The organism is Paraburkholderia lebeckiae (assembly GCF_050436325.1).
GTDB classification, from domain to species: domain Bacteria; phylum Pseudomonadota; class Gammaproteobacteria; order Burkholderiales; family Burkholderiaceae; genus Paraburkholderia; species Paraburkholderia tuberum.
The window spans coordinates 1,166,573-1,186,846 of the sequence record NZ_JBNDLZ010000002.1 but is presented as its reverse complement, the minus strand read 5'-3'; the positions used below and the strand labels follow the sequence as shown (position 1 = coordinate 1,186,846).

Annotated in this window: 20 protein-coding genes and 2 pseudogenes; 13 read left to right on the top strand and 9 right to left on the bottom strand. The window is 65.5% G+C overall.

The window, feature by feature from the left end; translation table 11 throughout:
• The first annotated feature begins 3 nt into the window (after positions 1–3).
• The 5 genes from otnK (at position 4) to pcaF (ending at position 5,418) form a co-directional block, all read left to right on the top strand.
• The gene (gene otnK / locus OKW44_RS08615; protein ID WP_018424814.1) at positions 4–1,317 is read left to right on the top strand and encodes a 3-oxo-tetronate kinase; all 1,314 of its coding nucleotides are present in this window, start codon (positions 4–6) and stop codon (positions 1,315–1,317) included.
• Positions 1,314–1,976: a 3-oxo-tetronate 4-phosphate decarboxylase gene (gene otnC, locus OKW44_RS08610; RefSeq protein WP_018424815.1), complete on the top strand. Its 663-nt coding sequence runs from the start codon at positions 1,314–1,316 to the stop codon at positions 1,974–1,976. The genes otnK and otnC overlap by 4 nt, the downstream gene beginning before the upstream one ends.
• A gap of 61 nt (positions 1,977–2,037) precedes the next feature.
• A complete protein-coding gene (otnI, locus tag OKW44_RS08605) occupies positions 2,038–2,838 on the top strand; it encodes a 2-oxo-tetronate isomerase (protein WP_018424816.1) in 801 nt (266 codons plus the stop codon).
• A gap of 33 nt (positions 2,839–2,871) precedes the next feature.
• Positions 2,872–3,852, top strand: coding sequence for a D-erythronate dehydrogenase (gene denD, locus OKW44_RS08600; protein WP_018424817.1), 981 nt, complete (start codon positions 2,872–2,874; stop codon positions 3,850–3,852).
• A gap of 363 nt (positions 3,853–4,215) precedes the next feature.
• Complete coding sequence (gene pcaF, locus OKW44_RS08595; RefSeq protein ID WP_018424818.1) at positions 4,216–5,418, top strand: 3-oxoadipyl-CoA thiolase; 1,203 nt, start codon at positions 4,216–4,218, stop codon at positions 5,416–5,418.
• 125 nt (positions 5,419–5,543) lie between these two features.
• Here the strand turns inward: pcaF and dmeF are convergent.
• Both dmeF and OKW44_RS08585 read right to left on the bottom strand, forming a co-directional pair.
• Positions 5,544–6,471 (bottom strand): annotated as a pseudogene (dmeF, locus tag OKW44_RS08590) (CDF family Co(II)/Ni(II) efflux transporter DmeF).
• Positions 6,472–6,478: 7 nt separating this feature from the next.
• Complete coding sequence (locus OKW44_RS08585) at positions 6,479–6,754, bottom strand: metal/formaldehyde-sensitive transcriptional repressor (protein WP_026226594.1); 276 nt, start codon at positions 6,752–6,754, stop codon at positions 6,479–6,481.
• Between the two features lie 242 nt (positions 6,755–6,996).
• On the opposite strand from OKW44_RS08585, the gene OKW44_RS08580 reads away from it, so the two are divergent.
• The 3 genes from OKW44_RS08580 to OKW44_RS08570 all read left to right on the top strand — a co-directional run bounded on the left by OKW44_RS08580 (position 6,997) and on the right by OKW44_RS08570 (position 9,235).
• The gene (locus OKW44_RS08580) at positions 6,997–7,575 is read left to right on the top strand and encodes a hypothetical protein (protein ID WP_018424821.1); all 579 of its coding nucleotides are present in this window, start codon (positions 6,997–6,999) and stop codon (positions 7,573–7,575) included.
• 272 nt (positions 7,576–7,847) lie between these two features.
• Positions 7,848–8,795 carry a hypothetical protein gene (locus OKW44_RS08575; protein WP_018424822.1) on the top strand — a complete coding sequence of 316 codons (948 nt, stop codon included), beginning with the start codon at positions 7,848–7,850 and terminating at the stop codon, positions 8,793–8,795.
• Positions 8,796–8,983: 188 nt separating this feature from the next.
• Positions 8,984–9,235 (top strand): hypothetical protein, encoded by a 252-nt coding sequence (locus tag OKW44_RS08570; RefSeq protein WP_429409841.1) that lies wholly within the window; start codon positions 8,984–8,986, stop codon positions 9,233–9,235.
• On the opposite strand, the gene OKW44_RS08565 is transcribed toward OKW44_RS08570, so the two are convergent.
• Both OKW44_RS08565 and OKW44_RS08560 read right to left on the bottom strand, forming a co-directional pair.
• Positions 9,227–9,421, bottom strand: coding sequence for an N-acetyltransferase (locus tag OKW44_RS08565; RefSeq protein ID WP_018424824.1), 195 nt, complete (start codon positions 9,419–9,421; stop codon positions 9,227–9,229). The two genes, OKW44_RS08570 and OKW44_RS08565, sit on opposite strands and share 9 nt — an antisense overlap.
• A 194-nt stretch (positions 9,422–9,615) precedes the next feature.
• Positions 9,616–10,824, bottom strand: coding sequence for a sensor histidine kinase (locus OKW44_RS08560; RefSeq protein WP_018424825.1), 1,209 nt, complete (start codon positions 10,822–10,824; stop codon positions 9,616–9,618).
• Here OKW44_RS08560 and OKW44_RS08555 point away from each other — a divergent pair.
• Positions 10,738–11,220 (top strand): response regulator transcription factor, encoded by a 483-nt coding sequence (locus tag OKW44_RS08555; RefSeq protein ID WP_429409837.1) that lies wholly within the window; start codon positions 10,738–10,740, stop codon positions 11,218–11,220. The genes OKW44_RS08560 and OKW44_RS08555 overlap by 87 nt on opposite strands.
• On the opposite strand, the gene OKW44_RS08550 is transcribed toward OKW44_RS08555, so the two are convergent.
• Together OKW44_RS08550 and OKW44_RS08545 are read right to left on the bottom strand one after the other, a co-directional pair.
• Positions 11,207–11,425 carry a hypothetical protein gene (locus OKW44_RS08550; protein WP_018424826.1) on the bottom strand — a complete coding sequence of 73 codons (219 nt, stop codon included), beginning with the start codon at positions 11,423–11,425 and terminating at the stop codon, positions 11,207–11,209. The two genes, OKW44_RS08555 and OKW44_RS08550, sit on opposite strands and share 14 nt — an antisense overlap.
• A gap of 31 nt (positions 11,426–11,456) precedes the next feature.
• Positions 11,457–12,383: a LysR family transcriptional regulator gene (locus tag OKW44_RS08545; protein WP_018424827.1), complete on the bottom strand. Its 927-nt coding sequence runs from the start codon at positions 12,381–12,383 to the stop codon at positions 11,457–11,459.
• Between the two features lie 107 nt (positions 12,384–12,490).
• Here OKW44_RS08545 and OKW44_RS08540 point away from each other — a divergent pair, with 107 nt between their 5' ends.
• Complete coding sequence (locus tag OKW44_RS08540) at positions 12,491–13,366, top strand: aldo/keto reductase family oxidoreductase (protein ID WP_018424828.1); 876 nt, start codon at positions 12,491–12,493, stop codon at positions 13,364–13,366.
• Here OKW44_RS08540 and OKW44_RS08535 read toward each other — a convergent pair whose 3' ends face one another.
• Entirely contained in the window at positions 13,367–14,275 is a 909-nt protein-coding gene (locus tag OKW44_RS08535; protein ID WP_018424829.1) for a LysR family transcriptional regulator, read from the bottom strand.
• Positions 14,276–14,345: 70 nt separating this feature from the next.
• On the opposite strand from OKW44_RS08535, the gene OKW44_RS08530 reads away from it, so the two are divergent.
• Positions 14,346–15,170 carry an NAD(P)H-dependent oxidoreductase gene (locus OKW44_RS08530; RefSeq protein ID WP_018424830.1) on the top strand — a complete coding sequence of 275 codons (825 nt, stop codon included), beginning with the start codon at positions 14,346–14,348 and terminating at the stop codon, positions 15,168–15,170.
• Between the two features lie 145 nt (positions 15,171–15,315).
• Positions 15,316–16,176 (top strand): alpha/beta hydrolase, encoded by an 861-nt coding sequence (locus OKW44_RS08525; RefSeq protein ID WP_018424831.1) that lies wholly within the window; start codon positions 15,316–15,318, stop codon positions 16,174–16,176.
• Positions 16,177–16,195: 19 nt separating this feature from the next.
• On the opposite strand, the gene OKW44_RS08520 is transcribed toward OKW44_RS08525, so the two are convergent.
• Entirely contained in the window at positions 16,196–17,488 is a 1,293-nt protein-coding gene (locus OKW44_RS08520; RefSeq protein ID WP_026226595.1) for an aspartate carbamoyltransferase, read from the bottom strand.
• A 142-nt stretch (positions 17,489–17,630) separates the two neighbouring features.
• Here OKW44_RS08520 and OKW44_RS08515 point away from each other — a divergent pair.
• Positions 17,631–18,047 (top strand): annotated as a pseudogene (locus OKW44_RS08515) (dihydrodipicolinate synthase family protein); the annotation flags it as partial.
• Here OKW44_RS08515 and OKW44_RS08510 read toward each other — a convergent pair.
• On the bottom strand, positions 18,040–20,124 hold the full coding sequence (locus OKW44_RS08510) for a putative bifunctional diguanylate cyclase/phosphodiesterase (protein ID WP_018424835.1): 2,085 nt from the start codon (positions 20,122–20,124) through the stop codon (positions 18,040–18,042). The pseudogene OKW44_RS08515 and the gene OKW44_RS08510 sit on opposite strands and share 8 nt — an antisense overlap.
• Positions 20,125–20,274 lie beyond the last annotated feature (150 nt).

Genomic DNA, 20,274 nt, shown 5'->3' with positions numbered 1-20,274 from the left:
GTCATGACGGCTCAAACGAAACCCGCGCTGCTTGGCTGCATCGCCGACGATTTCACCGGCGCCACCGATCTCGCCAACATGCTCGTGCGCGGTGGCATGCGCACGGTGCAGGCGATCGGCGTGCCCACCTCCAACGCAGCGCTTGGCGCCGACGCGCTCGTCGTCGCGCTGAAGTCGCGCACGATCCCGGCCGCCGACGCGGTCGCGCAATCGCTGGCCGCGCTCGCCTGGCTGCGCGCGCAAGGGTGCCGGCAATTCTTCTTCAAGTACTGTTCGACCTTCGATTCGACCGATGCGGGCAACATCGGCCCGGTGACCGATGCGTTGCTGAATGCGCTGTCCACCGAGTTCGCTGAGCGCGCGTCGTTCACGATTGCGTGTCCCGCGTTTCCCGAGAACGGCCGCACGATTTTTCGCGGCCATCTTTTCGTCGGCGATGCGCTGCTGAACGAGTCGGGCATGGAAAACCATCCGCTGACGCCGATGCGCGACGCGAACCTCGTGCGCGTGCTGCGGCGGCAAACTCAATCGAAGGTCGGGCTCGTGCGTTACGACCAGCTCGCGCAAGGCGATGCGGCCGTGCGCGCAGCATTCGCCGCGTTGCGCGCCGACGGCGTGCGCATCGCGATTGCCGATGCGGTGTCCGACGCCGATCTGCACACGCTCGGCGCGGCCTGCGCGGATCTCGCGCTGATCACCGGCGGCTCCGGCGTCGCGCTTGGTTTGCCGGCCAACTTCCGGCGCGCGGGTCTGCTCGACGAGCAAACCCATGCCGCGCAATTGCCGCGCATAGAGGGTTTGTCGGCGGTGCTCGCGGGCAGTGCGTCGACGGCGACCAACGCGCAGGTCGCCGCCTGGTGCGCGACACGGCCCGCATTCCGCATCGATCCGCTCGCGGCGGCGCGCGGCGAGGACGTCGTCGGCGAGGCGCTCGCGTTCGCACAACAGCGCTTCGTGCACGCGGAAGCGGTGCTGGTCTATGCGACTGCATCGCCCGACGAAGTGCAGGCCGTGCAGCGCGAACTCGGCGTCAACGAGGCCGGGCATCTGGTCGAGAAGACGTTGGCGGCGATTGCGCGCGGTTTGCGCGAACGGGGTGTGCGCAAGTTCGTCGTCGCGGGCGGCGAGACTTCGGGCGCCGTCGTGCAGGCGCTCGACGTGCGCATGCTGCGCATCGGCGCGCAGATCGATCCGGGCGTGCCGGCCACGGCGACGACCGAAGCGGAACCGCTCGCACTCGCGCTGAAATCCGGCAATTTCGGCACCACCGACTTCTTCGACAAGGCCCTGCGCCATCTCGACGGAGCCGTGCAATGAGCGACGCACCGGCACTTCACGCCTCCACCGAAGCGCGCGTGCGCGAGGAAATCTGCGCGGTCGGCGCGAGCCTGTATCAACGCGGCTATACGGTCGGCAGCGCCGGCAACATCAGCGCGCGGCTCGACGATGGCTGGCTGATCACCCCGACCGACGCGTGCCTCGGCCGCCTCGATCCCGCCGACATCGCGAAGGTCGATGCAAACGGCCACGCGGTGTCGGGCGGCAAACCGTCGAAAACGCTGACGCTGCATCGCGGTATCTATGCGCGCAACGGCGAGGCGCGCGGCATCGTCCATACCCATTCGACGCATCTGGTCGCATTGACGCTCGCGGGCGTATGGAGCGAAGCGGACGTGTTGCCGCCGATCTCACCGTACTACGTGATGAAAGTGGGCCACGTACCGCTGATTCGCTACCAACGTCCAGGCGATCCGCAAGTGGCCGCGCAGATCGCCGAGTTGGCCGATCGGGTGCGCGCGGTGTTGCTCGAACGTCTGGGGCCGGTAGTCTGGGAGCGCTCGGTCGCGCACGCGTCGTATGCGCTCGAAGAACTCGAGGAGACCGCGCGCCTGTGGCTGATGACGAATCCGCGGCCCGCGCCGCTCGACGCCGCCGCGATCGAAGAACTCCGTGCCGCGTTCGGCGCGCGCTGGTAGCCACGCGCATTGCCGATGAACGCCGCGCACCGTATCGCACTGTCTTGAAGGAGTTGCCGCCATGCCTCGCTTCGCCGCCAATCTGTCGATGATGTACAACGAGCACGCGTTCCTCGATCGCTTCGCCGCCGCCGCGCGCGACGGCTTCAACGCGGTCGAATTCCTGTTTCCCTACGAGTTCCGCCCGGGCGAGCTGAAGGCGCGGCTCGACGCGCATGGCCTCACGCAGGCGCTGTTCAATGCGCCACCCGGCGACTGGAGCGGCGGCGAGCGCGGCCTTGCGTCGTTGCCGGGCCGTGAGGACGAATTCCGCCGCGGCATCGACACGGCACTCGAGTACGCGCGCGTGCTCGGCAATCGCAAGCTGCATGTGATGGCGGGGTTGATCGCCGGCGATCAAGCGGGCGAAACGCAGCGCAAAACACAACGCGACGTGTACCTGAACAACCTCGCCTATGCCGCGCGGGCCGCGCAAGCCGAACAGATCACGGTCGTCATCGAGCCGATCAATACGCGCGACATGCCCGGCTATTTCCTCAATCGACAGGACGACGCGCAAGCGATCTGCGCCGAAGTCGGCGCGCCGAATCTGAAGGTGCAGTTCGATTGCTATCACTGCCAGATCGTCGAGGGCGATCTGGCGATGAAGCTCAAACGCGATATGGCTGGCATCGGTCACATCCAGGTTGCGGGAGTGCCCGAGCGGCACGAGCCCGACATCGGCGAGCTGAACTACCCGTACCTGTTCGATCTGATCGATGCGCTCGGCTACGACGGCTACATCGGCTGCGAGTACCGGCCGCGCGCGGGGACCTCGGCGGGGCTTGGCTGGCTGAAGCCTTATCTCGATGCGGGGCGTTGACTCTTTCCGACAACCACTGACGCACACGTAACCATGAAAGTACTGATCACCGGCGGTGCCGGTTTTCTCGGCCAGCGTCTCGCGCGCGAGCTGCTTGCGCGCGGCGCACTGAAAGATGCGCACGGCGCACCGCAAGCGATTACCGGGCTCGTGTTGCTCGACGTCGTGCGCGCACACGATTTCGGCGATGCGCGCGTGCGCACCGAAGTCGGCGATATCGCGGAGCGCAGTGTGCTCGAACGCGTGATCGACGATCAAACCTCGGCGATCTTTCACCTCGCTGCGATCGTCAGCGGCCAGGCCGAGGCGGACTTCGATCTCGGCATGCGCATCAATCTCGATGCGTCGCGGCTGCTGCTCGAAATCTGCCGCCAGCGCGGGCACCAACCGCGCGTCGTGTTCACCAGTTCGGTCGCGGTCTACGGTGGCGATCTGCCTGCAGTCGTGCAGGACGACACCGCGCTGAATCCGCAGTCGTCGTACGGCGCGCAGAAGGCGATCGCGGAGCTGCTGCTCAACGACTATTCGCGGCGCGGTTTCGTCGACGGCCGCGTGCTGCGACTGCCGACCATCAGCGTGCGGCCGGGGCGGCCGAATGCGGCGGCGTCGTCGTTCGCGAGCGGCATCGTCCGCGAGCCGCTCAATGGCGAGGAGGCCGTGTGTCCGGTCGCCGGTTCGACGCGGCTGTGGTTGCTGTCGCCGCGCAAGGCGATCGAGAGTCTCATCGCCGGCCTCGAACTCGATGGCGCCGCGCTTGGCAAGCAACGCGCGCTGAACCTGCCGGGCTTGTCGGTCAGCGTCGACGAGATGATCGCGGCACTGCGCGAGGTCGCGGGCGAGGCGGTCGCGAGCCGCATTGTGCGGCAGCCCGACGAGCGCATCGAGAAGATCGTCGGGAGCTGGCCCGGCGCGTGGGATACGTCGCGCGCCGAACGGCTCGGGCTCGCGACCGATCGCAGTTTCGCGGACGTGATTCGCGGCTACATCGCCGATGAAGGAATCGAAGTTCGCTGAAGATCACCCCCTCCGCGTATTCCCTGGTGTCGCTTGGCACGGCTGCGGCCGTGCTTGACATGCTTTCGCGCCCCCGCCTATTATCGAGCCTGTTTTGTTCGATATATGACCGTGTGTTCGTATATAGAACACAAGGCAGGACGAGGAAGAGGCGACAGCCGTATCGGTCGTCAATCCCAAGCCCATCGTTCACGATCTTGCGCTAAGCTGCTCCGACGTGACGGCCGCCGCAACGCCGCCGTTTTGCAGCCTCCCGCCCCCGGCCGTTGGCCCCCGGCCGATGCCTCGGCGCATCGAACCGGCGTCATCGGTGCAAGGCCGGCCGAGGCGCAGCGCACGCAGCATCCCAACTGGAGACATCCCATGACCGAAGCATTCCTGTGCGACGCGATTCGCACCCCCATTGGCCGCTATGCGGGTTCGCTGTCGTCGGTGCGCGCCGACGACCTGGGCGCGGTGCCGCTCAAGGCGCTGATGGAGCGCAACAAGAACGTCGACTGGACCGCGATCGACGACGTCATCTACGGCTGCGCCAACCAGGCCGGTGACGACAACCGCAACGTCGCGCGCATGTCGCTGCTGCTCGCGGGTCTGCCGAAGGACGTGCCGGGCTCGACGGTCAACCGTCTGTGCGGCTCGGGCATGGATGCGGTCGGCATCGCCGCGCGCGCGATCAAGTCGGGCGAGGCCGCGCTGATGATTGCCGGCGGCGTCGAAAGCATGAGCCGCGCGCCGTTCGTGATGCCCAAGGCGACCAGCGCGTTCTCGCGTCAGAACGAGGTCTACGACACGACGATCGGCTGGCGTTTCGTGAACCCGCTGATGAAGAAGCTGTACGGCGTCGACTCGATGCCGGAAACCGGCGAAAACGTCGCGACCGACTACAACATCAGCCGCGCCGACCAGGACGCATTCGCGCTGCGCAGCCAGCAGAAGGCGGCGCGCGCGCAACGCGACGGCACGCTCGCGCAGGAGATCGTCGGCGTGACGATCGCGCAGAAGAAGGGCGATCCGATCACGGTCATGCAGGACGAGCATCCGCGCGAAACGAGCCTCGAAACGCTCGCGAAGCTGAAGGGCGTCGTGCGTCCGGACGGCACGGTGACGGCCGGTAACGCATCCGGCGTGAACGACGGCGCGGCGGCGTTATTGCTTGCCAATGAAGAGACCGCGAAGCGTTTCGGCCTTACGCCGCGCGCCCGCGTGCTCGGTGCGGCCACCGCCGGCGTCGAGCCGCGCGTGATGGGCATCGGCCCGGCACCCGCCACGCAGAAGCTGCTCGCGCGTCTGGGCATGAAGATCGACCAGTTCGACGTGATCGAACTGAACGAAGCGTTCGCCTCGCAAGGTATCGCGGTGCTGCGCGCCCTCGGCGTCGCCGACGACGATCCCCGCGTGAACCCGAACGGCGGCGCGATTGCGCTCGGCCACCCGCTCGGCATGAGCGGCGCGCGTCTGGTGACGACCGCGACGTATCAGCTGCAACGCACGCAGGGCCGCTTCGCGCTGTGCACGATGTGTATCGGCGTCGGCCAAGGCATCGCGATCGCGATCGAGCGCGTGTGATGCGTGAGCTGGTTTAGCGCGAGCTTCGGTCTCCGCGCAAGCTGAATAGTGAGAAGCAGAAGGGCCGGCGTCGAGACACGCCGGCCCTTTGTTTTGATCGCGCCTTGTTGCGTCGGGCGCAGGCGTTATGACGCCGCTTCGACGGTCAGATGCATGACCTCATGCACCGGCGCGAGCCGCGCGCGGATCGTCTCGGCCGTAACGCCGCCATGCGTGCGCACACTGACGATCGCCGCTCGCGCCTCCGGGCCGATCTGCCAGACGTGCAGGTCGGCGATCTCGGCGTCGCCGTGCGAATCCAGGATTTCGCGGATTTCGCCGGCCACGTGCTCGTCGGTTTTGTCGAGCAGCACGCCGGCCGTGTCGCGCATCAGCGTCCATGCCCAGCGCGCGATGACGATCGATCCGACGATGCCCATCAGCGGGTCCAGCCAGACCCACCCGAGATAGCGGCCGGCCAGCAGGGCCACGATCGCCAGCACCGAGGTCAGCGCATCGGCGAGCACGTGCACGTAGGCGGAGCGCAGGTTGTTGTCGGACCCATGCGCATGGCCGTGATGATGGTGATGATGGTCGTGATCGTGATGGCCATGGTGCGCATGGCCGCCCGACAACAGCAGCGCGCTGACGATGTTCACGACCAGCCCGATCGCCGCAATCGCCGCGGCCTGCCCGAACGCGACACCGGTGGGATGAACGAGCCGGACCGCCGATTCGATGCCGATGCCAAGCGCCACCAGAGCGAGAATCAACGCCGAAGCGAAGCCGGCAAGCTCGCCCACTTTTCCCGTTCCGAAACTGAACGCGCGGTTTGCCGAGTTGCGTCTCGCGAACGAATACGCGAGCGCGGCAATCCCGAGCGCGCCGGCATGCGTCGCCATGTGGAAGCCATCGGCGAGCAGCGCCATCGAGCCGGTCACGTAACCGGCCCGCGATTTCGCCGATCATCATGACAACGGTGAGCGCGACGACGGAGCGGGTCCGGCGCGCTTTTTCGTCGTGCGAGCTGCCGAGAAACGAGTGCTCGTGTTTGCGGATCTGATTTTCAGTCATACGGAACTTACTTCGAATAGCGGCGGATTGCGCCGATCAATGCATCAACTCCCTTCTTGCGCTGGCTGGCCGTCAGGTCCGGATGCGCGACATGCTCGCGCGCGTGCGCCTCGACGATCTCGTCGAGCAGGCCGTTCATTGCGCCGCGGGTCGCGGCCACCAGGTGCAAGACTTTCTCGCAATCGGCGTCCGACTCCAGTGAACGCTCGATAGCCTGAACCTGGCCCGCGATGCGACGAACGCGCTTCAATAAGCCGTCTTTGTGTGTGCTCAGATGTGCCATACATATACCCCCTATAGGTATATAGGATAGCACGGTACTGAGATGGCGTTTCTGATGGCTGTCGGCGGCCATGCCGATGCATACGTCGGCAAATCGTTCGCGTCATACTGTTGGCCGTGGATGTCCTGTAGGCGCAGCGTTCATGATGCCGGGCACGAATGCTGCGTAGCACGAAGCGATTGCGCTCGACGCGCATGACCGACCGTCAAGCCGTATCGATACCTTGCATGAGGAGAACACGGATGAAAACAGCGACGATAGCTGCAGCATTGGTCATCGCGGTGGTGGTCGCGGCCCCGCCGGCGCGAGCGCAGGACGACATGGCGAGCACCGCGCAAGCGATGCTCGGCGCGGCGCAGCCGGTGCATATGACGGCGGAGATCGTCGCCATCGATGCGGGCAACCGCTCGCTGACATTGAAGGGCCCGCATGGCGACGTCGCGATCGTACTCGTCAGCCAGCAGGTCGCCGGTTTCGATCAGCTGAAGATCGGCGATCGCGTCGACGTGCTGTACAAGAATGCGTTGCTCACCAAGGTCGACAAGGCAAGCAGCGCGGGCAAGGGGATTCGCGAGCGGGTCGACCGGCGGAGCTATGCGCCGGCGTCGGGCGGGTACGAGTCGGCGCGGCAGACCGAGGTGCTCGCCACCGTGCTGAAGATCGATCGCAAGCAGCGCCTCGTGACGCTGCGCGGCGCGTATCAGACCCAGACCTTCGAAGCCGCGCCCGATGTCGATCTGAGCGACGTGAAGGTCGGCGACACCGTGCATGCGGCGTTCGTGTCGGCCGCCGCGGTGCAGGTGACGCCGGTCGGGCAGTGAGCGGCTGGGGCCGCAGTCCATTGCGGCGGCCGCATCTGTTTCGCAATCTATGTCGAAATATGTCGCGGCTCCCGCCGAATGCCCGCAAAGCCTTGCCTGGCGAGCCCGCGTCGCGGCGAAACAGCGCGACATATCTTCCGTGATGATTTCCGCGGTGGGTCCTTCTATAGTCCGTTCGTCGCCACGCGGCAGTGACGCAAGTGGCCTGAATCCAGCAAGGACATACCGTGAAAAATCGTTCATTCGCAGGTTCCGACAGGGTCTGCGCCAGCATGGCACGAGGCGCGCTGCGCAAGGTGGTGCTCGGCGCGGCCGCCGCCGTGCTCGCGCTCGGCAGCGCATCGGCGTTCGCGTGGTCGGGTCACGGCACCGCGTACACGTCGCGCGGCGTCTATAACGGTGCGCACTACGGCTCTTGCGGCGGCGGTAGCTGCTCGCATGCGGGCAGCGTGGCCGGCCCCTATGGCGGCGTCGCGAGCAACACTGGCACGGTCACGCGCACGGCGCCTGGCCAGTTCTCGAACTCGGGTACCGCGACGGGCCGCTACGGCAACTCGGTGCAGCACTCGGGCGACACCAACTGCGCGGGCGGCTCCTGCTCGCATAGCGGCACGCTGACCGGTCCCGACGGCAAAACGGCGACAACGTCCGGCGACGTGACGCGCACCGCGCCGGGCCAGTATTCGTCGTCGGGCTCGATCACCGGATCGAACGGCAATACGGTCAATCATTCTGCGTCGACGAATTGCGCGGGTTCGACCTGCGCGCGCTCGGGCACGGTGACGGGTCCGGACAACAACAACGTCTATCACTCAGGCACTGCGACGCGGGTCGCGCCCGGCGTCGTGACGACTTCGACGAGCGTGACCGGCACGCAAGGCCACACGGTGACGTCGAGCGGTACGGTGGTAACAGGCGGCGTGGTGGTCGCGGGCGGGACCACGACGGCGACGGGTACGACCGTGGTCGTTGCGCCGAAGCCGGTGGTGGTCGCGCCGCCTCCGCCGGTCGTCGTGCCGGCTCCGGTCGTGTACGTGCCGCCGCCGGTCGTGGTGACGCCTCCGCCGGCCTATGTTCCGCCGCCGATGGTGGTCGTGGCGCCGCCCCCGCCGCCGACCGTCTACGTCGCGCCGCGTCCCGTGTATGTCGCGCCGCGGGCTGCGGTCTGGGTGCCGGGCCATTGGGTCGGGCGCGTGTGGGTGCCGGCGCATTGGGCCTGACGATGAGCGCGGCGATGAGGATCAGAACCTGCGTTGAATCGTGGCGCTCACGTCGCGCCGCGCGGTGCGACGCGATGTGCGAAATGGCGGGCTCGTGTCCACCGTCTGCTGAGGCCGTGCGTCACTCGCGAGCGCAAAGGGCTGCGCGGGGCGCGCTGCGCAAAACGGTCGCGCTCGCGACGATCGTCGTGGCGACGTTGCTGGCGATCAACGCAGTCATCGACGCCGGCGACGCTAACGACGGCCTTCGCGCGAACCCCGCCGCCGCTGCGGCGAGCGACTGTTCCGCGCGCTACGCCGCGTTGCTCGATCTGGCCGAACTCGCGCGGCGTGACGGCAAATCGTCCGAGGTGGTCGTGCGTGGCTTGAGCCAGCAGAACGGGGCAATGAGCGAGTGCATACCTGCAGGTCGGGTCAGGCCTGCACCGCCATTACATTGAACGCGGCCGCGTCGGATCGCATTCCAGAAAAGTCGCGCCGGGGATCGGATTGAACACGTAGGCGTCGATGGGCTCGAATCCCAGCGATGCGTAGAGACCGAGCGCCGCTTGCATCGTCGGCAGCCTGTCGAGACGCATGCGGCGATAGCCCGGCACCAGATGCGTGGCAGGCGCAGGGCACAACACGTCGCATCTCAGGCAAGCGCCACCACCACGACTGAGCATAGGCGACTTCGCCGATGAATTCGATGCCGGTGAGCACAAAGCCGTTAGGCCCCATCCAGCTTAATTCAACTTCGTGCAGCGGCGGTAGTGGTGGCCGGTCCGCCGCGCCCGACTGGAAGCGGGCAGTGTGCAGATGGATCATGCGACGGGTCGGGTCATTGAACGCGCAGCGGAAACCGGATCTCGAACGTGGTCCCCACGCCCTCGCGCGACGCAAACTCGATCTGCCCATCGAGCACGCGGCATACCTCCCTGACGATCGCGAGCCCGAGCCCCGTGCCCGGAATCTCGTCGCAAGCCGCGCGCTCGAACTCATCGAATACGCGCTCCGCGTCGGCGGGCGCAATGCCGACGCCGGTGTCGGAGACGCGAATCGCCCAGTGTTCGGCGCCATGCATGGCGAACCGGATTTCGACTTGCCCCGACTTCGTGTACTTGATCGCGTTGGTCAACAGATTGACCGCGATCTGCTTGAGCTTCAGCCGGTTCGACGTGACGACCGGCAGCGCCGCGTCGAACGCGCTGCGCAACGCAAGCCCTTTCGCCTCGATCGACGGTCGCGTCGACGCGACGAGTTCGTCGAAGAGTTCGCGCAAATCGACGTCTTCGAGCACGAGCGGCGCAGAGTCTCCGAGCACGACCGAGTACTCGACCATCTGGTCGACCAGTTGCTTCATGTCGGCGGTCTGACGGTTCGCGAGTGTCAATGCGGTATCGGCTTTCGACGGCGCTCGCTCGATCAGTTGCAGCGCGACCGAAAACGCGTTGAGGAAATTGCGCAGATCGTGCACGACGCTGCGCGTGATCTGCATCCGCGATTCATTTAGGTCGCCGACCAGCCGTTGCTCGAGCGTCAATTCGTGATTCGCGCGTTCGAGCCGTCCCGTGTATTCGTCGATCTTGCGATCGCGCTCGGCGACCACTTCCTTGATCGACTCATACCTGACCACGCTGAATGCTTCGGCGATCAGGCGGCGCGCGCGGCTCTCGTGACGGCGCGTGCACGTCCGGTCGCGTTCGACGAACTCTTCGAGCGCTTCGAAGAGCACCTGCTCAAAGAGGTCCAGTTCGCGCACCAGCTCTTCGCTCCGGTAGCCCTGCTGCCAACGGACCTTGCCGTGCTTCTTCGCGTCGCGTTCGATCGACGTTTCGACGCGCTCGAGATCTTCTGCATCGAGCGCCCGGCACAGCTCGTCGAGAATATCCGGCAGATGGTCGGCCAGTTGCCGATAAGTGAGCTTGCCCGCTTCGACGAGATCGGCGTCGGCGGAGACGGCATGCATCCATTGCCGCGTCAGCCCGCCCCGTTCCGCGCGGATGAAGTTGGCGAAGTTGCGCAGCGGGCTCACGCGTCTGTCGGTCATCACGCGTCTCTCGGTCATGATGGATACCGGAATGGAGTTTCTACAACATACAACGCGCGAACGGTTCGAACGCCTCGATTTGCGCGGGCATCGCAAACCTGTTTCGCTGCCGATCGGCCAGTCCACCCGATGTGCGCCGGCAACCCGCGTCATTATCCGCGCAATTGCCGTTCGTGGAACACCTCTTGCGAGACTTTGATCAGACGAGAAGGCAAATTTTGTCCGCAGAACATGATGTATTCGATATTGCTGGTCGACGACGAACCGGAAATTCTAGCCGCATGGCGGCTGATTCTGGAGAGCGAAGGGTATGAGGTGAGGTGTGCGAGCAACGGCGCCGAAGCACTCGCTTGTGTCGTCGCTCACGTTCCCGACCTGATTGTTAGGACTGGATGATGCCGGTCATGGACGGCGCGGAGTTGTGCCGCCGTTTGAAATCGATGCCGCGATCTGTCAACGTACCGATTTTGCTCCATACCGCGGTGCCGCCTTCGAACAGCGATGCGAAGTACTGCAGCGCATGTCTGCTGAAGCCGATCGGCGCGGATCTCTTTCTGACCACGATCGCGCAGCTCTGCGCGCCACGGTGCTGATATGGCACGCATTGCCGCGTTCACCGTCGTGTGATGACGTCAACGCCGTGCCACGTCATCGACCCGGACGCTTGCTGAGTCGGCTTTCAGAAAATCGACGAAGGCTCGCAGCGGCGCGGGCACATGACGATGGCCCGGATAGTAAAGAAAAGGCCCTGAAAAGCGCTGCCACCACGGTTCGAGAATCGCTTCGAGCGCGCCGCTGTCGAGATGCGGGCGCAGCATGTCTTCGAACAGGTGAATGATGCCGAGGCCCGCGACCGCGCCGCTGACCGCGAGGTCGATCGCGGCGCCGGGCCGCACCAGCAGCGGTCCTGTCGGATTCAATTGCAGCAGCTCGCCGTCGCGCTCGAAGTACCAGGTCGGCATCGCGCCGCTGGCGAATTGCCCGCGCAGGCAGGCATGCGCGAGCAATTCGCCGGGATGGTGCGGACGGCCGTGCGCGTCGAGATACGCGGGCGACGCGGCGGTCGCGAAACGCTGCACGCGCGCGCCGATCGGCACCGCGATCATGTCCTGCTCGAGGCGTTCATCGTAGCGAATGCCCGCATCGCAACCGATCGACAGCACATCGACGAAACCATCCTCGACCACCACTTCGACGCGAATATCCGGGTACTGCTTCAGAAAGCGCGCAAGCACGTCGGGCAGCACGATGCGCGCGACGCTCGACGGCACGTTGAGCTTCAATGTGCCGGTCGGCTTGTCGCGAAAGCCGTTCAGCACGTCGAGCGCCGCTTCCATTTCGCCGAACAGCGGCGTCAGCTTCTCGATCAGACGCAGCCCGGCTTCGGTCGGCGCGACGCTGCGCGTGGTGCGGTTCAGGAGCCGCAGCCCGAGTTTCGTTTCGAGGCGCCGCACCGCGACGCTAAGACTCGACGCCGACACGCCGCTCACGCGCGCCGCGTCGCGAAAGCCGCCGGCGCGGGCGACGGAAACGAAGGCGGCCAGATCATTCAGTTCCATGACGATTGATTGTGCAGAATTTTGAACAACCCGTACACGTTAGACCGCTTTATTCAACAACGCAATTACGGCGATACTGCCGCTCACCACTTCACAAGGAGATCGTCATGCCGAACTTCAGCTCCATCGACACTTTCGCACTAGCCGGCCGCCCGGTGCGGCGTATGGGCTATGGCGCGATGCAGCTGGCCGGCCCCGGCGTGTTCGGGCCGCCGAAAGACCGCGACGCGGCGCTCGCGGTACTGCGTGAGGCGGTCGCGTCGGGCGTCGACCACATCGATACCAGCGATTTTTACGGGCCGCACGTGACCAATCAGTTGATCCGCGAGGCGCTCCACCCGTATCCACGCGATCTGACGATCGTGACGAAGGTGGGCGCGGTGCGCGACGGCGCCGGCGCCTGGCTGCCGGCGCAGGAGCCCGCCGACATCGAGCGCGCGGTGCATGACAATCTGCGCAACCTCGGGCTCGACGCGCTCGACGTGGTCAACATGCGCGTGATGGGCAACGTGCACGAGCCGAGCGAGGGCTCGATCGAAAAGCAGGTCACGGCGCTTGCCGAGCTGCAGCAGCGCGGGCTCGTGCGTCATGTCGGCCTGAGCAACGTGACGGCCACGCAGATTGCCGAGGCGCAGCGCATCACGAAGGTCGTGTGTGTGCAGAACCACTACAACCTCGTGCATCGCGATGACGATGCGTTGATCGATTCGCTCGCGGAGCAGGGCATCGCCTACGTGCCGTTTTTCCCGCTGGGTGGCTTCACGCCGATTCAATCGTCCGGGCTGTCGGAGCTTGCGCGCAAGCTCGAGGCGACGCCGATGCAGGTCGCGCTTGCCTGGCTATTGCATCGGGCACCTAACATTCTGCTGATTCCGGGCACGTCTTCGGTGACTCATCTGCGTGAAAACTTGGAGTCGGCGCAGTTGAAGCTCAACGACGAGGCGCTCGATCGACTGGATGCGCTCGGCGCTGAAAAGGGCTGATTACACCGATGCCGCGATGAACTCCCGCAACCATTGATGCGCGGGATCGCGATGCACCCGCTCGTGCCATAGCATCGCCATCTCGTAGCCCGGCACCTCGACGGGCGGTTCGACCATCCGCAGCGCGTCCGTGCCGCGCACGAGACGCGCGGGCAGCATCCCCACGAGATCCGTGCTCGCGAGCACCGACTGCATGAACAGAAAGTGCGGCACCGACAGCACGACCTTGCGCGCGAGTCCCACCTTCGCGAGCGTCTCGTCGGTGACGCCGAAAAAGCCGCCGCCATCGGGCGACACGATCACGTGTTCGAGCTTGCAGAACTGCGCGAGGGTGGGCCGGCGCTTCAGCTCGGGATGACCCGCGCGGCCGACCAGTACGTAGCGCTCGGCAAACAGCACGCGACGGCGCAAGCCTTCGGGCGCGCCTTCGCTCGTATGAAAGCCGATATCGATATCGCCCTGTTCGGCCTGGCGAGCGAGCCGCGGCGGCACCGCCTCGACGATCGCGAGACGCGTGTCGGGCGCCACCGCGCGCAAGCCCGCGAGCATCGGCAGGATGATCGTCGACTCCGCGTAGTCGGTTGCGGCGATGCGCCAGGTTTGCGTCGCCGCGGCCGGATCGAATGGACTGGTTGGCGCGACCGCGCGCTGCAGTGCGTCGAGCGCTTCGCGCAACGGCTCGCGCAGTGCCTGCGCTTTCGCGGTGGGCCGCATGCCGCGCGGTCCCGGCAACAGCAGCGGATCGCCGAATACGTCGCGCAGTTTCGCCAGATGCACGCTGACCGACGGCTGAGAGAAGTTCAGCCGTTCAGCGGCGCGGGTCACGTTGTGCTCTTCGAGCAGCACGTCGAGCGTGACCAGCAGGTTCAGGTCGAGTGTTCTGAGATTAACCACAGCGATACCTGACATATTGGGAATTCATTTCCAATATACCTCGGCGATGCCTATCGTGACTGTTTTCAGCCACGAAGGTCCCATCATGAACGTTCTCATCATCTATGCGCACCCCGAACCGAAATCGTTGAACGGTTCGCTGAAGGACTTCACTGTCCGCCATCTCGAACGCGCCGGCCATACGGTGCAGGTGTCCGATCTGTACGCGATGAACTGGAAAGCGTCGCTAGACGCGCACGACACCAGCAAGCGTCACAGCGGCGAGCGTTTCTTCGCGTCGCTAGAATCGAAGCATGCGTTCGAGAACGGCTTGCAGAGCGAGGATATCGCGCGTGAGCAGGACAAGCTGAAGTGGGCCGATGCGGTGATCCTGCAGTTTCCGCTGTGGTGGTTCTCGATGCCGGCGATCATGAAGGGCTGGGTGGAACGTGTCTATGCGTACGGTCTCGCGTATGGCGTCGGCGAGCATTCCGATGCGCGCTGGGGCGAGCGTTATGGCGAGGGCCGTTTCGCGGGCAAGCGCGCGATGCTGATCGTCACGGCGGGCGGCTGGGAGTCGCACTACAGCGCACGCGGCATCAACGGTCCGATCGACGACGTGCTGTTCCCGATCCAGCACGGTGTGCTGTATTACCCCGGCTTCGAGGTATTGCCGCCGTTCGTCGTCTATCGCACGAGCCGCGTCGACGAGGCGAAGTATGCCGCGGTCAGCGAGGCGCTCGGGCGACGGCTCGACACGCTGTGGACGGCCGCGCCGATCGCGTTCCTGCCGCAGAACGGCGGCGCGTATGAGATTCCGGCGCTCACATTGCGGGACGATCTGGCGCCGGGGCGGGTGGGGTTTGCCGCGCACGTCGAAGATGCGGGCGCAGAGACGGCAACTGAAGCCGATGAGGCGACCGAAGCCTGACTGGATCGTATGTTTCGCTGAAATTTGGTTGTAAGTCGCCATTGCTACAGTCGTCGACGGACATAGGCCGAGGCATGCCGGGGCGCTCTTCTTCGGATGCCTGACGAACGTAACAGCCGGAAGCAAGCGCAAGGGGCGACCCACCATGAATCCAGTCCATACGTTCTGGCTCATTCTGATGCTGATCGCATCGCCGGCGTGGGCGTTCCAGTCGCGCGTCGTCACGATTCCGAGCGCGGCGATGCATCGTACGTTCGACGCCACCATCGTGCTGCCCGATCGATACGCGCGTGGCAACCAGGCCGCGCGCTTTCCGGTCGTCTACGTGCTGCATGGCTCGGGCGGCGATTACACGGACTGGACCGCGAATTCGCATATCGGCAAGCTCGCCGACCGCTATCACGTGATCCTCGTGATGCCCGACGGCGGCCGCGACAGCTGGTACATCGATAGCCCGGTCGATCCGCGCAGCCGCTATGAAACCTACGTGGGTACGGAAGTGGTGGCCTATATCGACAGCCATTTCCGCACGATCGCGACGAAGCAGGCGCGCGCTATCACGGGTTCGAGCATGGGCGGCTTCGGTGCGCTACGCATCGCGCTCGACCGGCCCGACGCGTTCGGCGCGGCGGGAAGCATCAGCGGTGCGGTGGACCCGCGCGGGAGCGAGGACGAGCCCGGCATCGAGCGGGTGTTCGGCGATCCGATGCAATATGCGGACTTCTGGAACAGCAAGGCGATCGTCGTGAGTGCGGAGGATTTCGGCCGCGACCATATCGCGCTGACGATCGATTGCGGGGTGAACGACTCGCTCGTGCAGTCGAACCGGCTGCTGCACGAGCGGCTCGTCGAACTCGGCGTGCCGCACGATTACGCCGAGCGGCCCGGCGGCCATACGTGGAAGTACTGGTCGAACGCGGTCAAATATCAGGTGCTGTTCTTTGCCGGCACGTTCAGGCAGGCGGCGCGCGGAATGCGTGACGCGCGCGCCGCGGCCGCGGCCTGACGGCGGACGGCTATCCGCGTCAATCGATTCCGTGAAACACCGCGTCGTCCGGTCCCAGGTAGACCGGCGGGCGCCACGCGGCATCGCGCATCGAATGCTGGACCTGTTTGTCGACGCCGAGCAGCACCGCGAAAATCGCCATCCGCACCGGAATGCCGTTGTCGGTCTGCCGGAAAATCGCGAGCCGCGAATCGTGGTTGAGATCGGTGCTCAAATCGTTCGCGCCGGGCCGGCTGTCGCGCGGCAGCGGGTGCATGATCAGCGTGTCGGCGCCGCACACGCTATCGACGAGCGCCTGGTTGATCTGGAAGTCGGGCGTGTAGCCTTCGAACGATTCGTCGGTGAAGCGCTCCTTCTGGATGCGCGTCGCGTATACGACGTCGGCGCCGCGCAAGCCAGTGCGCAGGTCGTGCGTCTGTTCGATCACGTGAGCGTTGCGCGAAATCTGCTCGATGATATAGCCCGGCAATTCGAGCATCGGCGGCGAAATCAGCGTGAACTTGATGCCGCGATAGAGCGCCAGCAGCTTCACGAGCGAATGCACGGTACGTCCGTACTTGAGGTCGCCGACCAGCGCGATGTGCGCGCCGTCGACGATCTTGCCGAGCCGCGAGAACTCGCGCTGGATCGTGTAGAGATCGAGCAGCGCCTGGCTCGGATGCTCGCCGGGACCGTCGCCGCCGTTGATCACCGGCACGTTGGTCGCGCGCGCGAATTCGGCCACCGAGCCTTGCTCCGGGTGGCGGATCACCAGCGCGTCGACATAGCCGCTCATCACCCGGCTCGTGTCGTAGATCGATTCTCCCTTCGCCATCGACGAAAACGTGAAGCCGGTCGTGTCGCACACCGAGCCGCCGAGCCGGCAGAACGCCGCGCCGAAGCTCACGCGGGTACGCGTGCTCGCCTCGAAGAACAGATTGCCGAGCACCGCGCCTTCGAGCACGCGCGAGATTTTGCGGCGCCGGGCGATCGGCTGCATGATGTCGGCGACGCGAAAGAGCGCCTCGACCGAGTCGCGCGAAAACTGATCGACCGACAGCAACTGCGGCTTGCCCTCGAACAGAATCTGGTTTGCGAGCGATTGCGAGTCTACGCTTTGCGTATATCCTTCGCCCGGCTCCGTGTTCGCGACGATCTCCGACACGAAACGCTCGACGATTTCCGGCATCGCCCGCGATTCCTGCGAGTCGTCCGGCAGCAGCCACGTGTCCAGCGCCCTGCGCGACACGCCGATGCGGTTCGCGAACGTATCGCGCGTCATGTTCAGGCGACGCATCGCATCGCGTAGGAAGGCTTGTTGCGGAACGCTCATGAGGGCACCTGTCGCAAAAGTGGGGTCGGCGAGAGTTAGGTAGCAAAACGCGTTAATGTACGCGGTGCGTATATTAGTTTCCGGCGCGTAGAAGTCAAGCGTTTTCCTCCGCGAGCTGGTTCGACGGCCCTCGCAGGACGGCATCGCCCTGCATCCGCGAATTCAGGCGATCAAGGATTGCGCCGGTTCGCTCGACACGACGCTCGCGCTGATTCGCGACGGCCGTCTGCAAGTGCTCGCGGGCAACGACCTCGAGCTCTTCTCGACGGTGTGCGCGGGTGGAAGTGGGGCGATCGCGGCGTCGGCGCATTGGCGGCCCGAGCGTTTCGTCGCGCTTTATCGCGCGTTGACGGACGGGAAGCTCGACGAAGGACGACGCATTTTTCACGCGCTCGTGCCGCAAATCCAACTCGCGTTCGCGGAACCGAATCCCGCGCCGGTGAAGGCGCTGCTCGCGGCGAGGGGATGGGTGCGCAACGAATTGCGTTTGCCGATGACGCGTGCGAGCGAGGCATTGACCGAACGGCTCGCGGCGTTGGGGGAGACGCTGCTCAGATAGAGACTCCGCTTGCGGCCATCATTCTGCCGCGGAGCATTGCGCCGAAGTCGTCGGCGTTGATCGGCTTGCCGAGCAGGTAGCCCTGCACTTCGTCGCACATCATCGAGCACAGCTTGTCGAGCTGCGATTGGGTTTCGACGCCCTCGGCGACCACGTCCATTTCGAGCGAGTGCGCGAGCGCGATGATCGCCGACACGATCGCGCTACCCGCGGCGCCGTTCGCGTCGAGACCGTTGATGAAGAAGCGATCGATCTTCAGTTGCTTCACCTGGAAGCGCTGCAGATACGCGAGGCTCGAATAGCCGGTGCCGAAGTCGTCGATCGAGATGTCGAAGCCGCTCGCGTGAAACGCGCGGATTACTTCGACGGTGCGCGCGGCGTCCTGCATCGCTACGGTCTCGGTGATTTCGAACATGATCTGTTCGCACGCGACGCCCTCGCTCCTGACGATGTCGAGGATCGTCTCGACGAGGTCAGGTTGCAACAGCTGACGCGGCGACAGGTTGATCGCCACCTTCATCGCCGGCAGGCCCTGTTCGATCCAGCCGCGAATGCGCCGGCAGGTTTCGCGCACGACCCAGTAGCCGATCTGCACGATCTGCCCGGAGCGCTCGGCGACCGGGATGAATTCGGCCGGCGTCAGCGCGCCCATCTCCGGATCGTGCAGGCGGATCAGCGCCTCGGCGCCCGCGAGCGCGTCGCCGCCGCGCTGGAACTTCGGCTGGAACAGCAGCGAGAAACGATCATTCGCGAAGGCGTCGTGCAGCACTTGCTGGATCCGCAGCGTGCGCGTGGCGGCCTCGTTCATGCTGCGCTCGAAGAAGCGGTAGGTGCCGCGGCCGGCGCGCTTCGCTTCGTACATCGCGGCGTCCGCGTGCTGGAGCAGCGTCTCGACGCTGTCGCCATCGCGCGGATAGAGCGCAATGCCGATGCTCGGCATCACCTGCAGCGGTTGTTCGTCGCTCCACGTGCCCTGGCGCATCCGGTGAAGCACGCCGTCGGCGAGCGCGGCCGCGTCGTCGCCGCACGTAAGGTGTTCCGTGAGCACGACGAACTCGTCGCCGCCGAGCCGCGCGACGGTGTCGCTCGAACGCACGCATTGCTGCAGGCGTTGCGCGAATGCGGACAGCACCGCGTCGCCGGCCGAGTGACCCAGCGAATCGTTGATCGTCTTGAAGCCGTCGAGATCCATGAACAGCACCGCGAACGCCGTACGCTGACGGCGCGCGCCGCTGATTGCGCGTTCGATCCGCTCGGTCAGCGTCGCGCGGTTCGGCAGGCCCGTCAGCGCGTCGAGCGTCGCGAGCCGCACGATCTGGCCGTTCAGCCGCGTCACCGCGCCGAGCAGGAAGGTGGTGCGCACGTCGAAGCGCGACAGCATCAGCGTGACGATCAGCACCGCGAACGTGAGCAGGATCACCGAGGTGGCGAGCCATTGCGCGTTCATGTCTTTGGCCGCGCCGCAGATCGCGCCCGGCGCGAAGTCGGCGGCGGCCATGCCGGTGTAGTGCATGCCGCTGATCGCGACGCCCATCACCAGCGCCGCGGCGAGACGTTTGCGCGCGATATGGCGCTCGTCTTCGTTGCTGAGCGCGCGCGCCATCCACAGCGCGGCGCTCGACGCACCGATCGCGATCGCGATCGAGGCCGCGAACCATGCCGGCTGGTAGTGGATCGCGGGCGCCATGCGCAGCGCCGCCATCCCGGTGTAATGCATGCCGGCGATAGCGATCCCCATCGCCACGCCGCCCATCAGCAGCCGGACCGGCGTCAGGCGCTGCTGGGTCGTCAGCGAGAGCGCCAGGTACGAAGCGCCGATCGCGAGGGCCAGCGAGCAGGCGGTCGTCGCCGGGTCGTAGCCGAGCGGGATAGGCAGCGAGAACGCGAGCATCGCGACGAAGTGCATCGACCAGATGCCGACACCGAGCGCGAACGCGCCGCCGAGCCGCCATGCATGCCGCCGGCGCGTGGAGCCGAGCAGGAAGATGCGGCCCGTCAGATCGAGCGCGGTGTACGACGCGAGGGTCGCGACCGCGAACGAAATCGCGACGAGCCAGAAATTATATGAACTCTGCATATTATGTCCGCCGGGAAGAGTCCGGCTGGACATGTTATCGGCACTTTTCCGACTTTTGTTTAACTTATTTGCGATTTGCGAACAGGGGGCAAAGCCGACGCGCGGACGGCGCCGGATGCCGCGCTGGAACGCGTGTCGGATTGCGAGTCA

Coding starts and splice junctions, on each gene's coding strand:
- otnK (WP_018424814.1), top strand. CDS start 4: ATGACGGCTCAAACGAAACCCGCGCTGCTTGGCTGCATCGCCGACGAT.
- otnC (WP_018424815.1), top strand. CDS start 1,314: ATGAGCGACGCACCGGCACTTCACGCCTCCACCGAAGCGCGCGTGCGC.
- otnI (WP_018424816.1), top strand. CDS start 2,038: ATGCCTCGCTTCGCCGCCAATCTGTCGATGATGTACAACGAGCACGCG.
- denD (WP_018424817.1), top strand. CDS start 2,872: ATGAAAGTACTGATCACCGGCGGTGCCGGTTTTCTCGGCCAGCGTCTC.
- pcaF (WP_018424818.1), top strand. CDS start 4,216: ATGACCGAAGCATTCCTGTGCGACGCGATTCGCACCCCCATTGGCCGC.
- OKW44_RS08585 (WP_026226594.1), bottom strand. CDS start 6,754: ATGGCACATCTGAGCACACACAAAGACGGCTTATTGAAGCGCGTTCGT.
- OKW44_RS08580 (WP_018424821.1), top strand. CDS start 6,997: ATGAAAACAGCGACGATAGCTGCAGCATTGGTCATCGCGGTGGTGGTC.
- OKW44_RS08575 (WP_018424822.1), top strand. CDS start 7,848: ATGGCACGAGGCGCGCTGCGCAAGGTGGTGCTCGGCGCGGCCGCCGCC.
- OKW44_RS08555 (WP_429409837.1), top strand. CDS start 10,738: ATGCATCCATTGCCGCGTCAGCCCGCCCCGTTCCGCGCGGATGAAGTT.
- OKW44_RS08560 (WP_018424825.1), bottom strand. CDS start 10,824: ATGACCGACAGACGCGTGAGCCCGCTGCGCAACTTCGCCAACTTCATC.
- OKW44_RS08545 (WP_018424827.1), bottom strand. CDS start 12,383: ATGGAACTGAATGATCTGGCCGCCTTCGTTTCCGTCGCCCGCGCCGGC.
- OKW44_RS08540 (WP_018424828.1), top strand. CDS start 12,491: ATGCCGAACTTCAGCTCCATCGACACTTTCGCACTAGCCGGCCGCCCG.
- OKW44_RS08535 (WP_018424829.1), bottom strand. CDS start 14,275: ATGTCAGGTATCGCTGTGGTTAATCTCAGAACACTCGACCTGAACCTG.
- OKW44_RS08530 (WP_018424830.1), top strand. CDS start 14,346: ATGAACGTTCTCATCATCTATGCGCACCCCGAACCGAAATCGTTGAAC.
- OKW44_RS08525 (WP_018424831.1), top strand. CDS start 15,316: ATGAATCCAGTCCATACGTTCTGGCTCATTCTGATGCTGATCGCATCG.
- OKW44_RS08520 (WP_026226595.1), bottom strand. CDS start 17,488: ATGAGCGTTCCGCAACAAGCCTTCCTACGCGATGCGATGCGTCGCCTG.
- OKW44_RS08510 (WP_018424835.1), bottom strand. CDS start 20,124: ATGCAGAGTTCATATAATTTCTGGCTCGTCGCGATTTCGTTCGCGGTC.